A 12,946-nucleotide genomic window follows, 5' to 3' on the forward strand; every position below is an offset into this window, starting at 1 on the left:
GCAGTGCTCGATTTCATCTACTACCCCGTGTCCTTCATCCTCTGGTGTTGGCACAAGGTCTTCGGGTTCGTCTTCGGGGAGTCGACGGCGATCGCCTGGATCCTCGGCATCATCTTCCTGACGTTCACGGTCCGCGGCATCATGTTCAAGCCGTTCGTGAACCAGGTCCGGTCGATGAAGAAGATGCAGGACTTCGCGCCGGAAATGAAGAAGATCCAGAAGAAGTACGCGAACGACCGGCAGCGCCAGGCCGCGGAGATGCAGAAGCTCCAGAAGGAGCACGGCGTCAACCCGCTCGGCAGCTGCCTGCCGATGATCCTGCAGATCCCGGTGTTCATCGGCCTGAACCACGTCCTGCGCGCGTTCACGATGCCGCCGCCCGGTGGCGGCCCGAAGACCGAGAACTACTGGTTCAGCCAGCACGACGTCGAGTCCTACGTCAACGCGAAGCTCTTCGGCGTCAACCTCGGTGAAGCCGTCTACAACGGTGTCGGTGTCGTCAGCGGCGGGGCCACGAACGTCGGCTTCCACTGGAGCGTGCTTCCGGTCGCGCTGCCCCTGATGATCGTCGCGTCGATCGCCACGCACCTCACCGCGCGGCACTCGGTGGCCCGCCAGAACGCCGCGTCGGCCACCCCGCAGACCGCGATCATGAACAAGCTGACGATGTACATCTTCCCGCTCGGTGTCCTCGTCTTCGGTGCCCTGTTCCCGCTCGGCCTCCTCTTCTACTGGCTGGCGAACAACGGCTGGACCCTGATGCAGCAGCGGCTCGTCTACACGAAGATCGACAAGGAAGAGGCGGCCCGCAAGGCGGAGGCCGCCGAGAAGCGCGCGACGCTCGGGCCGAAGCCGGGCCAGAAACCGACCGCGCCGAAGGTCGGTCAGAAGCCGGTCCAGCAGAAGAAGAACCAGCCCGCCCAGACCGGCACGGCGAAGAAGGTCACGAAGGCGGGCTCGGCCCACGGCTTCGCGCAGACCTCCCCGGCGGAGGCAGCCGCCGCCGCGAAGGCGGACGGCGCGACCGTGGCGGACCAGGCCCCGGCCGACACCAACGGCTCGAAGGACAACGGCACGGGCGTGCCGGGCCTTCTCAAAGACTCGACCAGGAAGTCGGGCCGGAAGCGCCGCTGAGGCGCGCCCGGTTCGGAGAGGAGACGAATGATGTCGGAGACGATCGACACGATCGACGCCGATGAGGACGACGTGACCCCGGAGACGGCCGCGGAGGCAGTGGAGGAGCAGAAGGCGGGCGGTGACGACATCCTGGTCCAGGAGGGCGACATCGCGGGCGACTACCTCGAGCGCCTGCTGGATCTGCTCGACTACGACGGCGACATCGACCTCGACGTCGAAGCCGGCCGCGCGATCGTGAGCATCGACGGCGGCGAGGACCTCGAGAAGCTCGTCGGCCCGCGCGGCACCGTGCTCGAGGCGCTGCAGGAGCTGACCCGCCTGGCGGTCCAGCAGGAGACGGGCTCCCGCAGCCGCCTGATGCTGGACATCGCGGGCTGGCGCGCGGACCGCCGCGAGGAGCTGAAGGAGCTCGGCCGCTCGACGGCGGAGTCGGTCCTCAAGAGCGGCGAGCGGGTGCGGCTGCAGCCGATGAGCCCGTTCGAGCGCAAGGTCGTCCACGACGCGGTGGCGACGGTCTCGGGCGTCACGAGCGAGAGCGAAGGCGAAGACCCGAAGCGCCGTGTGGTGATCTTCCCGGAGTCCTGAGCCCCGGACGGTTCGAGAGCGGCCCCACTTGACTCGGTCAGGTGGGGCCGCTTCTTTGTACCCATGCGCCCGGTGCCCGGTGAGGTCCTCCACTTCTCCGAAGACCCGACGATCACCCGCTTCGAGCCGCACGTGGCGGCGACGGCCCGGCAGCCGGAGGCGTACGTCTGGGCGGTCGACGCGGCGCGCGCGCCGGACTACTGGTTCCCGCGGCAGTGCCCCCGCGTGCTGGCGTGGGCGACACCGGAGACGTCGGCGACCGATCGCGCGCGGCTCGGTTCGGCCCGCGTCCACGCGATCGAGTACGAGTGGCTCCCGGCGATGCAGTCGGCCCGGCTGTACGCGTACCGGTTCGCGGCGGCGTCGTTCCGGGTGTTCGGCGAGCACGCGTCTGCGATGGTGTCGACGGAGCCGGTGCTGCCCCTCGCTCCGCCGGAGCCCGTCGGCGACCTGCTCGCGCTCCACGCGTCGGCGGGGATCGAGCTGCGCTTGCTGCCGAACCTGTGGGCGTTCGTCGACGCGGTGGTGGACAGCTCGATCGGCTTCAGCGGCATCCGGTTGGGCAACGCGGCGCCTCGGCCGAGCGAATTACACGCGTGATGTTTCACGTGGAACCGGCCACACCCGCCGCCGCGCGAGTGGAGTTGTCCACATCTTCGGACTGTCGGCTCGTCTTCTTCGGTTCATCGGGGACAATCGAACGAGCGCGGTTTCACGTGAAACCGGCGGACGAGGAGTAGACGGAGTGAGCTTGGACGAGTCCGCGGAGGCGGTACGGGCCGCGGCAGAGCGAGTGTTCGGTGCGCACGTCGACCAAGCGGCCGGGTACGTCGAACTCCTGGAGCGGCACGGGGTCGAGCGGGGGCTGATCGGTCCGCGGGAAGTCGAGCGGCTGTGGGAACGGCACGTGCTCAACTCGGCGGTGATCGGTGAGCAGATGCCCGAGGGGGTGCGCGTTGTCGACGTCGGGTCCGGTGCCGGGCTTCCGGGTGTACCGCTGGCGATCGCGCGACCGGACCTCGATATCGTCTTGCTCGAACCGATGGCCCGCCGGGTGGACTGGCTGGCCGAGGTGGCCGAGAAGCTGGAACTCCCGATCACCATCGTCCGTGGGCGCGCGGAGGAGCGGCCTGTGCGTGAGCAGCTCGGTGGCGCCGACATCGTCACCGCTCGCGCGGTCGCCCCGCTCGCCAAGCTCGCGGACTGGTGCCTACCGCTCGTTCGTCCCGACGGTTTCCTGGTCGCCCTCAAAGGCGCCAGCGCGGCGGACGAGATCGAGCGGGACGGTGCCGCCATCCGGAAGGCCGGCGGGGCCGACCCGCTGATCGTCGAGTGCGGTGCCGCCGTACTAGAGGTCCCCAGCACGGTTGTGAAGATCCGGCGCCTGCCGTCGGCGACGAAGCCGAAGGCGCGGAGCAGGAAGCGTTAACGGGCCGCCATGTTCCACGTGAAACGTAGCGACTCGACCACCGACCAGACGTCTAGATGGAGGAGGTGTCGAGACCGGTGAATCCCCCGCCGTCCGACTCCACGGAGACCAGCCACGACGTGGGCTGGACGCCGATCGCCGAAGAAGCCGCCCGCGCCGCGCGTCTGCTGCACCCGGAAGAGGGGACACTCCCCCGCCCCGGCCGCCGCCGCGTGCTGACCGTCGCCAACCAGAAGGGCGGCGTCGGCAAGACCACCAGCACGGTCAACCTCGCCGCCGCACTCGCGCTCCACGGGCTCAAGACGCTCGTCGTCGACCTTGACCCGCAGGGCAACGCGAGCACCGCGCTCGACGTCGACCACCGGTCCGGGACGCCCTCCATCTACGAGGTGCTCATCGGCGAGGTGACGCTCGCCGAGGCGGCCCAGCCGACCGAGCAGTCCCCTAACCTCTTCTGCGTGCCGGCGACGATCGACCTCGCCGGCGCCGAGATCGAACTCGTCTCGATGGCGTCCCGCGAGTCCCGGCTCAAGGAGGCCATCTCCTCGGAGATCCTCGACGAGATCGGCGTCGACTACGTCCTCATCGACTGCCCGCCGTCGCTGGGCCTGCTGACGGTCAACGCGATGGTCGCCGCGCAGGAGGTGCTCATCCCGATCCAGTGCGAGTACTACGCGCTCGAAGGTCTGGGGCAGCTGCTGAGCAACATCGAGCTCGTGCAGCAGCACCTCAACCGCGAACTCCGCGTCTCGACGATCCTGCTCACCATGTACGACGGCCGGACCAAGCTGGCCGACCAGGTGACCAACGAGGTGCGGAACCATTTCGGCGACACCGTCCTCAAGACGGTCATCCCCCGCAGCGTGAAGGTGTCCGAGGCGCCCGGGTACGGCCAGACCGTGCTCGCCTACGACCCCGGTTCGCGCGGGGCGATGAGCTACGTCGACGCGGCCAAGGAGATCGCCGAGCGCGGCGCACAGATGGAGAAGGGTAGTTCGACATGACCGAGCGTCGAGGAGGGCTGGGGCGCGGCCTCGCCGCCCTGATCCCGACCGGACCGGCGACCGGCGGGCCACTGCCGACGCCGTCCGGCGACGCGGCCGACAAGAAGACGGCCGACGACAAGGGCTGGTTCGCGGCGAACGGCGCGGCCGGCCAGCGTCCAGAGGTCAGCGGCGAGGTCGCCGGGGCGGTGTACCGCGAGATCCCGGTCAGCTCGATCAAGCCGAACCCGAAGCAGCCGCGCCAGGTCTTCGACGAAGACGCGCTCGCCGAACTCGAGCACTCGATCCGCGAGTTCGGGCTCATGCAGCCCATCGTCGTCCGCGAGCTCGGCAACGACGAGTACGAGCTCGTCATGGGCGAGCGGCGGCTGCGCGCCTCGCAGCAAGCCGAGCTCGAAGCGATCCCGGCGATCGTCCGGCAGACCGCCGACGAGTCGATGCTGCGCGACGCGCTCCTGGAGAACATCCACCGCGTCCAGCTGAACCCGCTCGAAGAGGCGGCGGCGTACCAGCAGCTGCTCGACGAGTTCGCGGTCACGCACGAGGAACTGGCGAGCCGGATCGGCCGCAGCCGTCCGGTCATCACCAACACGATCCGGCTCCTCAAGCTCCCCCTGCCGGTGCAGCGCCGGGTGGCCGCGGGCGTCCTGTCCGCCGGCCACGCCCGCGCGTTGCTGTCGCTGGAGGACGCCGAGAGCCAGGAGGAGCTCGCCGCGCGCATTGTCGCGGAGGGCATGTCGGTCCGGGCGACCGAGGAAGCCGTCACGCTCAAGAAGAGCGAGAAGCCGGCCAAGCCGAAGCCCGCGCCGCGCAAGCCGATCCAGGCGCCGGGGTTGCAGGAACTGGCGAACCGGCTTTCGGACCGCTTCGACACGCGGGTGAAGGTCGACCTCGGCCGCCGGAAGGGGCGGATCACGCTCGAGTTCGGGTCGGTCGACGACCTCGAGCGGATCGTCGCGATCATGGACGCGAATGGGATGAATCAGACACCGAAAACCGATTAGGGATCACCCCAGGGTGTTTCGTCACGGTGATGATTGCTCATCGGAGCGGTGACGGACACAGTAGGTGATCACACGAAAAAGGCCCCCGCGGAAGATCCGCAGGGGCCTTTCGCGTGTCGAGAGTCAGCGGGAGATGGCCCGCGCGATCAGTTCGGCGAACACCGTGCCGAGCGACTTGCCCGCCGCGTCGATGGCCATCGGGACGGTCGAGGTCTCGGTGAGGCCCGGCGACGGGTTGACTTCGAGGAAGTGGACCGTGCCGTCCGGGGCGACGATCGCGTCGGTCCGCGAGATGTCCCGCAAGCCGAGCACGCGGTGGGCGGCGACCGCGAGTTCGGCCACCGCCTTGGCGGGAGCGTCGTCGAGCCGGGCCGGGGTGAAGAAGTCGGTCAGGCCGGCGGTGTAGCGGGCCGTGTAGTCGTACACGCCGCTCTCCGGGACGATCTCGACCGCGGGGAGAGCCTCGGGCCCGTCCTCGCCCTCGATGACCGTCACCGCCACCTCGACGCCGTCCACGAACCGCTCGGCGAGGACGGTGTCCCCGTACGCGAAGCAGCCGACCATCGCCGCCGGCAGTTCCGCCGCCTCGCGCACCACCTGGGTGCCGAGCGCGGAGCCGCCCTGGTCCGGCTTGAGGATCAGCGGCAGGCCGAGGCGCTCCACCATCGCGTCGAGCACCGCCTGGGCGCCGAGCTCGCGGAACGTGCTGTGCGGCAGCACCACCCAGCCCGGCGTCACGAACCCGGCGTTCTGCAGCAGTGCCTTCGCGGTCGGCTTGTCCCACGCGCGGCGGCAGCCCTGGGAGCCGGTGCCGACGAACGGCACGTCCAGCATCTCCAGCACCGTCTGCACCGAGCCGTTCTCGCCCTCACCGCCGTGCAGCGCGACGACCACCGCGTCCGGGCGCTGCGTGCGCAGCCGCTCCAGCAGGCCCCCGTCGGTGTCCCACTCCTCGATGCCGAAGCCTTCGGACTTGAGCGCCGCGGAGAGCCGCCGCCCGGACCTCAGCGAGACGTCGCGCTCGTGCGAGAGACCGCCGGCGAGCACGGCAACGGTACGGTCGACCACCGTGGAAACTCCTTAGCGAAGAAGAATTAGACCGTGTCCGGGGACGGGTTCTGCGGCCCCTGGATCCGGCGCGCGCTCACGTTACCGAAGGTGCGGGCCAGGTCCATTTCAGACTCCAGCACGGCCGCCAGTCGCCGCACGCCTTCACGGATGCGCTCCGGCGTCGGGTAGCAGTAGGACAGCCGCATCTGGCGGCTGCCGAACCCGTCGGCGTAGAAGCCGGTTCCGGACGCGTACGCCACCCGCGCTGTCACCGCGCGCGGCAGCATCGCCTTCGTGTCGACACCTTCCGGCACCGTCACCCAGACGTAGAAGCCGCCGTCCGGCTTGGTCCAGGAGCAGCCCGGGGGCAGGTACTGGTCGAGCGCGGAGAGGATCGCGTCGCGCCGCTCGCGGTAGTTCTCGCGGAACTTCTTGATCTGGCCCTTCCAGTCGTGCGTGGCCAGGTACCGCGACACGATCATCTGGTTGAACGTCGGCGGGCACAGCGTCGCCGACTCCGCGGCGAGCACGAGCTTCTCGCGCACCGCGTGCGGCGCCAGCACCCAGCCGACGCGCAGGCCGGAGGCGAAGGTCTTGGAGAACGAGCCGAGGTACACGACGTTGTCGGGGTCGGTCGACCGCAGCGCGGGGTACGTCTGCCCGTCGAAACCGAGCAACCCGTACGGGTTGTCTTCGACGACCAGGACGCCGTGCTCGCGGCAGATCTCAAGGATCTCCGCGCGGCGCTCGACGGCCAGCGTGACGCCGGCGGGGTTGTGGAAGTTCGGGATCGTGTAGAGGAACTTGACCCGGTGGCCGGCCTTCGCCGTGCGGTCGAGCGCCTCGCGCAGCAGCTCCGGCACGAGGCCGTGGTCGTCCATCGCCACGTGCACGACCTGCGCCTGGTACGCGGCGAACGAGCCCAGCGCGCCGACGTACGAGGGACCTTCGGCGATCACGACGTCACCCGGGTCGCAGAACAGCCGCGTGACCATGTCCAGGCCCATCTGGGAGCCGACGGTCACCACGACGTCGTCCGGGTGCGCCTTGATGCCCTCCAGGGCCATGATTTCGCAGATCTGCTCGCGCAGCACCGGGACGCCGTGCGCCGAGCCGTACTGCAGTGCCACCAGGCCGTCTTCGGCGATGATCTCGGCCACCTGCGCCGACAGCGTGTCGAGCGGGAGCGCGGCCAGGTTCGGCATGCCGCCGGCCAGCGAAACCACCTCGGGCCGGCTGGCCACCGCGAACAGCGCCCGGATCTCGGAGGCGGTCATCCCCGCGGTGCGCGCGGCGTACCGCTCGAGGTGCGGGTCGAGGTTCTGACGGCCGCTCTGCTGCTTTTGGACACCACTCTGCGGCTTGCTGGGGCGGTTCTCGGTCATCGACGTTCACCCGGGGCTCGGTGGACACGGTCACTCCCGCGGGAGCTGGTAGATCCCATCGAGTGTAACCGGGCACCCATCAGGACCCCCTGGCCTTCCGGTGCTCGTCACATCGGCCTATCCTCGACCGTGGCTCTCGTGTTCGTGCCGTGGATCTCGCGCGGCTTGACGACCGGGCGGCCGGTCGGGTGGGCAAGGTCAGGGGAGGTCACGAGTGTCGCGTCGCGTCGTGGGCGTCACACTGGACAACCTGGAGCACCTGCCGAAGAGCTGCCGCCGGTGCGTCTACTGGGAGCTCGCCCCCCACCTCAAGCACCAGGCCGAGGAGTTCGGCGCGACCGAGGTCGAAAAGGAAGCCTGGGTCTCGAGCGTGCTGCTCGAGTGGGGTTCCTGCGGCCGGATCGTCTACAGCGACACGCTGCCGGTCGGGTTCGTGCTGTACGCCCCGCCGAACGCCGTCCCGCGCGCCCTCGCCTTCCCGACGTCGCCCCCGAGCGCGGACGCCGTCCTGCTGACCGCCTTCCAGGTGCTTCCGGAGTTCCGCGGTGGCGGCCTCGGCCGGATGCTCGTCCAGGCGGTCGCCAAGGACCTCACCAAGCGCGGCGTCCGCGCGATCGAGGCGTTCGGTGACGCGAAGCCCGACGAACCGGACCCCGACGGCGGCCACAGCTGCGTGCTGCCGGCGGCCTTCCTCCAGAGCGTCGGCTTCAAGACCGTCCGCCCGCACCAGAAGTGGCCGCGCCTGCGGCTCGAGCTGCGGTCGGCGATCACCTGGAAGGAAGACGTCGAGGCGGCCCTGGAGCGGCTGCTCGGCCAGGTGACGATCACCACCGCCGAGCCGAGTCTCGGCCGCGCCTGATTCCGCGCCCGCAAACGTTTGCGCCTGTGCTTCGCATGCCTGGAACACGGGTGTGCACAGCTGTGGAAGAAGTGCCGAGTTATCCACAGAGCGCTGATAGGAGCGGTGGACAAGCTGTGGAGAACTGCCCCGAAACCTGGGGACGCGCGCGTCGCGTCCCCAGGGGTGGTGGGGCAGGTGAAGGAGAGCCGCTAGGGGTTGTGGTCGGCCCTATTCGGCCTTGGCCAGCTCGTGCGCCAGGACGTCGGCGAAGGTGAACGTGCCCGTCGGCTGGTCGCCCTCGCCGAGCAGGTACAGGCGCTTAACGGCGATCAGGATGCCTTCGGCGACGATGTCGCGGAACGCCGGGTCACCGAGCTTGCGGGCGTCGTCCGGGTTCGTCAGGTAGCCGATCTCGACCCGGACCGCCGGGCAGCGGGTGCGGGTGAAGATGTCCCACGACTTGTAGTGCGTCCGGCAGTCGAGCATGCCCGTGCGGGCCGCGACCTCACGCTGGATGAAGCCGGCCAGCAGCTCGCCCACCGTGGACGTGGTGCCGTTGCCGTTGCCGAAGTGGAAGCTCGCGACACCCTGCGCGCGCGGCGAGGCGTTCTTGTCGCTGTGCAGCGAGAGGAACAGGTCCGCGCCCGCGTCGTTGGCGAACTTGGCGCGCTCCAGCTCGGTGGGGCTGTGGTTCGGGCCGCGGGAGATCAGCGCCTCCATGCCCGTGGCCTTCATCCGGCCTTCGAGCCGGCGGGCGAGGTCCCACGCGATGTCGGCCTCGCGCAGCCCACCGGCGACCACGCCGAGGTCTTCGCCGCCGTGGCCCGGGTCGATCACGATGCGCTTGCCGCGCAGCCGCGGACCGGCCTGGCGGACCTGCTCCTGCTCGCGCAGGAACACGGGGCGCCCGCCCCTGGCCCGCGGCGAGGACAGGCGGTGCAGCTCGCGGATGGTGGCCGGACCGCACATGCCGTCCGGTGTCAGGCGCATGTCGCGCTGGAACGTCTTGAGCGCCCGCTCGGTCGCGGGCCCGAAGTAGCCGTCGGGGCGGCCGGCGTCGAAGCCGAGCTCGGTGAGCCGCTCCTGCAGCGTGAAAACGTCGTCGCCGTGCACGGGGGAGGCGATCATGTACGACAGCGGGCGGCTGCCCAGGTGGTAGCTGGCGCCCTTGAGCGCCTGGAACGTCGCCGGACCCACGATGCCGTCGGTCATCAGCCCACGACGCTGCTGGAAGGCACGGACGGCGTGCTCGAGGGCGACGTCGAACGTGTCGTAGTCGTCGGTACCGGTGACCGGCGGGAGCAGGTCCATCCCGGCCAGGATGGACCTGATCTCGGCGACGTCCGGACCGGCGTCACCGCGGCGGAGTACCCGCATGCACTCCTCGCTCTTCCTAAGGCACCGGTTGAGGGCTCGGTGCGTGGCAGGACTTTCGGAAAACTCGCGCTGGGACGAGCCCAGGTCCTCTATTGTGCCTTGCCAACTCTGGGTGACAGCGTAGGCCCGGTAGGTCAGTCAAGAACCCGTTCGTGGAGTACCCACCGGGGATGCTGTCACGCTCGATGAACCCGCATCGGTCAGATTCGCCCGAACGAAGACGAACCCGGGGCCGCGGGAGGATTCCCGCAGGCCCCGGGTTCGCCGGGCTTGTTCGGTTCAGAGAACGTCGGCGAGGTCCGAAAGCAGCGCGGCCTTCGGCTTCGCGCCCACGATCTGCTTCACCGGCTTGCCGCCCTGGAACAGGATCAGCGTCGGGATGGACATCACCTGGTAGTCACGCGGCGTGTTCGGGTTCTCGTCGATGTCGATCTTGGCGATCGTCAGCTTGTCGCCCTTCTCCGCCGCGATCTCCTCGAGCACCGGGGCGACCATCTTGCACGGTCCGCACCAGGTGGCCCAGAAGTCGACGAGGACCGGCTTTTCGCTGGTCAGGACCTCATCGACGAACGTCGCGTCGGTCACCTTGACGGTGTTGGCCATGGTTTCTCCTTCAGGGATGGTTGGAAGCCGGTAAGTCAGTTGGTGCCCGCGCCGTAGCCGCCGCCGACGAGCTCGGCCGCCTCGTGCGCGTCCGGTTCGCCGTGCTCCGCGAGCCATCGTTCCGCGTCGATCGCCGCGCTGCACCCGGAACCGGCGGCGGTGATCGCCTGCCGGTACGTGCGGTCCACCAGGTCGCCGGCCGCGAAGACGCCGTCGAGGTTGGTGAAGGACGTCTTGCCCTTCGTGACGACGTAGCCGTCCTCGTCCAGGTCGACCTGACCCTTCACGAGCTGGCTGCGCGGGTCGTGGCCGATGGCGACGAAGAAGCCCGACACGTCCAGCGTCGACTCGGAGCCGTCCTTGGTGTCCTTCAGCCGCAGGCCCTCGACCTTGCCGTCGCCCAGGACGCCGGTGATCTGCGAGTTCAGCTGCCACTTGATCTTCTCGTTCGCGCGGGCGCGCTCGAGCATGATCTTGGACGCGCGGAACTCGTCGCGCCGGTGGACGATCGTGACGGACTTCGCGAACTTCGTCAGGAAGGTCGCCTCCTCCATCGCCGAGTCGCCACCGCCGGCGACCACGATGTCGTGGTCGCGGAAGAAGAAGCCGTCACAGGTCGCACAGGCCGAGACACCGCGGCCGAGCAGCTCCTGCTCGCCCGGCACGTTCAGGTACCGCGCCGCGGCCCCCATGGCGAGGATGACCGCGCGGGCGGCGTAGCGCTTGCCGTTCGCGTGGACGTACTTGACGTCCCCGGTCAGCTCCAGCGACTCGACGTCTTCCGCGCGCAGCTCGGCGCCGAAGCGCTCGGCCTGCTTGCGCATCTCCTCCATCAGGTCCGGACCCATGATGCCGTCGCGGAACCCGGGGAAGTTCTCGACCTCGGTCGTCGTCATCAGCGCGCCGCCGAACTGCGTGCCCTCGAACACCAGCGGTTCAAGCTGGGCCCGCGCCGCGTAAACGGCAGCGGTGTATCCGGCAGGACCCGACCCGACGATGATCAGGTTCCTGATTTCCTCGGCAGCCACCCGTGACCTCCGCTCGTAGTGACCCGTGTACCAGGCTCAACACGATCGTAGGTGGCGGTGTTCCCAGGGTGACAGGCGCTACTTCTCCCCGACGACCTTGTCGAACAACACGGCCGGGTTCCCCGGTCCGCAGTCGGCTCCGAAGGCCACCAGGCGGAACTGGGCGAGCTTGCCGGTGGTCAGGATGATCATCACCCCGGCCTTGCCGCCGACGTTCACCGGGCGGATGCCCTCGGGACGCACCTTCGGGTCGAGGCCCGCGGCCGCGATGCACGCGTCGAGGCGGTCCTCGTTCTGCAGCGGGCCGAAGTCGCGGACGCCGATCGCCTTGCCGACCAGCGCCTGCGCGCCGGCGCCGTCGCTGCCGACCGACGGGCCCGTCGGGGCGGCGACGTTCGGGGTGCCGGTCTGCTGCGAGGTGTTCGGGATCGCGACGGTCACGGCGACGATCGCCGCCGCGGCCGCGGTCAGGACGCCGGCGGCCCAGCCGAGCCGCTTGTTCCGGCGGCGCCGGGCCGCCGCGAGGTCCACCACCTGGGCTTCCCGCGGTGCGCTCGGCTGCGGTCGGGCAGGCTGTGCTCGTTCGGGAAAGGCGGCCGCTGCTTCGGCGGCCAACGCCGCGTCCAGCCGGGCGGCGAACTCCGCGGGCATCCGCGGGGCCGGCGCGTCGGCGAGGGAGGCCAGGTCGGCCTGCGTGGCGTCGAGGGCGTCCAGGATCGCCCGGGCTTCGGGATCGGCGTTGACCAGCGGCCACAGCTCCGCCGCCTGCGTGTCGTCCAGGACACCGGCGTGGAGGTCGGCGAGCACGTCGACAGACCAGGGCGGACCGATGGTCCCCCCGATCCCCCGGCTTTCGTCCGTCATCGTCCCTCCCCGCTACCCGGCTGACGCCCGGCCCGTTTGCTTTCGTGAGTTGGGACGTTCGCAATCGCATCGGGGTTCCGCAGGTGCCCGAGAACCTTCGCGAGTTTCCCGCGGCCCCGCGCGCACCGGCTCTTCACCGTGCCTTCGGCGATGCCGAGCATCTTCGCCGTCTCGGCCACGGAGTATCCCTCGACGTCGACCAACACGATCGGGGCACGTTGCTCCTCGGGCAGCTGGTCGAGCGCCTCGCGCACGAGCAGGCTGGTCTCCCGCTCGGCCATCGAGTCACGGGGCGTGGCGGGCTCGTTGAAGCCGGTCTCCGGCAGCGGCACGGTCGGGCGTGCCTGGCGGCGGCGGATCCGGTCGAGGCAGGCGTTCACCACGATCCGGTGCAGCCACGTCGTGACCTGGGACTCCGCTCTGAAGTTGCCGGCCGCGCGGAACGCCGAGATGAAGGCGTCCTGCAACGCGTCGGCGGCCTCTTCCGGATCGCGGACCGTGCGCAGGGCCACCGCCCACATCCGGTCGCGATGTCGCTGGACGAGTTCGCTGAACGCATGAGGGTCCCCCGCGGCGTGAGCCGCTATCAGATCCGCATCCGTGGGAGCTGCAGCTGTCACCCGGCAGAGCCTACTGACC

At 69.7% G+C, this 12,946-nt stretch carries 14 protein-coding genes; 7 read left to right on the plus strand and 7 right to left on the minus strand.

What is annotated here, in order from left to right:
* The first annotated feature begins 3 nt into the window (after positions 1 to 3).
* From yidC to ACWED2_RS11485, 6 genes are all read left to right on the plus strand, one after another.
* On the plus strand, positions 4 to 1,134 hold the full coding sequence (gene yidC, locus ACWED2_RS11460; protein WP_449690341.1) for a membrane protein insertase YidC: 1,131 nt from the start codon (positions 4 to 6) through the stop codon (positions 1,132 to 1,134).
* A gap of 30 nt (positions 1,135 to 1,164) precedes the next feature.
* Positions 1,165 to 1,722: a Jag family protein gene (locus ACWED2_RS11465; protein ID WP_449690342.1), complete on the plus strand. Its 558-nt coding sequence runs from the start codon at positions 1,165 to 1,167 to the stop codon at positions 1,720 to 1,722.
* Positions 1,723 to 1,785: 63 nt separating this feature from the next.
* A complete protein-coding gene (locus ACWED2_RS11470) occupies positions 1,786 to 2,322 on the plus strand; it encodes a DUF6886 family protein (protein WP_449690343.1) in 537 nt (178 codons plus the stop codon).
* A gap of 145 nt (positions 2,323 to 2,467) precedes the next feature.
* Positions 2,468 to 3,151: a 16S rRNA (guanine(527)-N(7))-methyltransferase RsmG gene (rsmG, locus tag ACWED2_RS11475; protein ID WP_449690344.1), complete on the plus strand. Its 684-nt coding sequence runs from the start codon at positions 2,468 to 2,470 to the stop codon at positions 3,149 to 3,151.
* A gap of 77 nt (positions 3,152 to 3,228) precedes the next feature.
* Positions 3,229 to 4,155 (plus strand): ParA family protein, encoded by a 927-nt coding sequence (locus ACWED2_RS11480; RefSeq protein ID WP_396136865.1) that lies wholly within the window; start codon positions 3,229 to 3,231, stop codon positions 4,153 to 4,155.
* On the plus strand, positions 4,152 to 5,159 hold the full coding sequence (locus ACWED2_RS11485; protein ID WP_449690345.1) for a ParB/RepB/Spo0J family partition protein: 1,008 nt from the start codon (positions 4,152 to 4,154) through the stop codon (positions 5,157 to 5,159). Before ACWED2_RS11480 ends, ACWED2_RS11485 begins: the two co-directional genes overlap by 4 nt.
* A gap of 123 nt (positions 5,160 to 5,282) precedes the next feature.
* Here ACWED2_RS11485 and ACWED2_RS11490 read toward each other — a convergent pair whose 3' ends face one another.
* A complete protein-coding gene (locus ACWED2_RS11490) occupies positions 5,283 to 6,227 on the minus strand; it encodes a D-alanine--D-alanine ligase family protein (protein ID WP_449690346.1) in 945 nt (314 codons plus the stop codon).
* A gap of 26 nt (positions 6,228 to 6,253) precedes the next feature.
* On the minus strand, positions 6,254 to 7,594 hold the full coding sequence (locus ACWED2_RS11495; RefSeq protein WP_449690347.1) for an aminotransferase-like domain-containing protein: 1,341 nt from the start codon (positions 7,592 to 7,594) through the stop codon (positions 6,254 to 6,256).
* 214 nt (positions 7,595 to 7,808) lie between these two features.
* Between ACWED2_RS11495 and ACWED2_RS11500 the strand changes: the two genes are divergently transcribed.
* Positions 7,809 to 8,453, plus strand: a complete 645-nt coding sequence (locus ACWED2_RS11500) for a GNAT family N-acetyltransferase (RefSeq protein ID WP_176173847.1) — start codon at positions 7,809 to 7,811, stop codon at positions 8,451 to 8,453.
* 210 nt (positions 8,454 to 8,663) lie between these two features.
* Here the strand turns inward: ACWED2_RS11500 and ACWED2_RS11505 are convergent, their stop codons facing one another.
* The 5 genes from ACWED2_RS11505 to sigM form a co-directional block, all read right to left on the minus strand.
* Positions 8,664 to 9,812: an N-acetylmuramoyl-L-alanine amidase gene (locus tag ACWED2_RS11505; RefSeq protein ID WP_449690348.1), complete on the minus strand. Its 1,149-nt coding sequence runs from the start codon at positions 9,810 to 9,812 to the stop codon at positions 8,664 to 8,666.
* Between the two features lie 279 nt (positions 9,813 to 10,091).
* Positions 10,092 to 10,415, minus strand: a complete 324-nt coding sequence (gene trxA, locus ACWED2_RS11510; RefSeq protein WP_072475336.1) for a thioredoxin — start codon at positions 10,413 to 10,415, stop codon at positions 10,092 to 10,094.
* Between the two features lie 35 nt (positions 10,416 to 10,450).
* The gene (gene trxB / locus ACWED2_RS11515) at positions 10,451 to 11,443 is read right to left on the minus strand and encodes a thioredoxin-disulfide reductase (protein WP_449690349.1); all 993 of its coding nucleotides are present in this window, start codon (positions 11,441 to 11,443) and stop codon (positions 10,451 to 10,453) included.
* A 78-nt stretch (positions 11,444 to 11,521) separates the two neighbouring features.
* Positions 11,522 to 12,307: a hypothetical protein gene (locus ACWED2_RS11520; protein ID WP_449690350.1), complete on the minus strand. Its 786-nt coding sequence runs from the start codon at positions 12,305 to 12,307 to the stop codon at positions 11,522 to 11,524.
* Complete coding sequence (sigM, locus tag ACWED2_RS11525) at positions 12,304 to 12,927, minus strand: RNA polymerase sigma factor SigM (RefSeq protein WP_086841008.1); 624 nt, start codon at positions 12,925 to 12,927, stop codon at positions 12,304 to 12,306. Before sigM ends, ACWED2_RS11520 begins: the two co-directional genes overlap by 4 nt.
* Positions 12,928 to 12,946 lie beyond the last annotated feature (19 nt).

The sequence above is a fragment of the Amycolatopsis sp. NPDC005003 genome (assembly GCF_053600695.1).